Raw genomic sequence first — 541 nt, 5'->3', positions numbered from 1 at the left:
GAGCGCACGCGCTCGGGCCAGCGTGTCCGGCGACGTCCACGGCGCCCCGCATAGCTCGACCAGCGGCACGAGCGAAGGTGGATTCACAGGATGCGCTACAAGGCACCGTGCGCGGCCCTCCAGGGCTTCGGTGAACGTGGAGGCAGGCAGACCTGAGGTCGAACTGGCCAGCAGCGTGTCGGGGCGCGTCAGCTTGTCCAGTTCAGCGAACAAGGTGCGCTTGACCTCCACGATCTCCGCGATATTCTCCTGCACCAGCTCCACATCCCTCACCGCGTCCGCGAGCTGTTCACATGCCGTGACCCGCGACACGATCTGCTCTTCCGGCTCGTCGATCAGTCCGTACTTGGCAAGGTCCGACACACTGCGGCGGATAGACGGAATCGCGCCGTCGAGCATCGCGCGGTCGGCATCGTGAAGCCTCACCTCGAAACCCGCACGCGCAAATACGATCGCCCACGCGCGGCCTATCCGTCCCGATCCGATCACTGCAATGCGTCTGTTCATCGTATGGCTCCATCGACGATCAAGCTTTTTTATC

General features: G+C 63.6%; 1 protein-coding gene. It reads right to left on the bottom strand.

The features are described 5' to 3' along the window. The coding region (locus GSQ93_RS38250; protein WP_254074016.1) for a 3-hydroxyacyl-CoA dehydrogenase NAD-binding domain-containing protein at window positions 1-507 on the bottom strand (507 nt) is incomplete at its 3' end. Between the last annotated feature and the right edge of the window lie 34 nt (window positions 508-541).

Origin of the sequence: Burkholderia sp. S171, assembly GCF_009766085.1 — a bacterium.
Taxonomy (GTDB): Bacteria; Pseudomonadota; Gammaproteobacteria; order Burkholderiales; family Burkholderiaceae; genus Caballeronia.
This window is presented reverse-complemented; position numbering and strand designations above follow the sequence as displayed.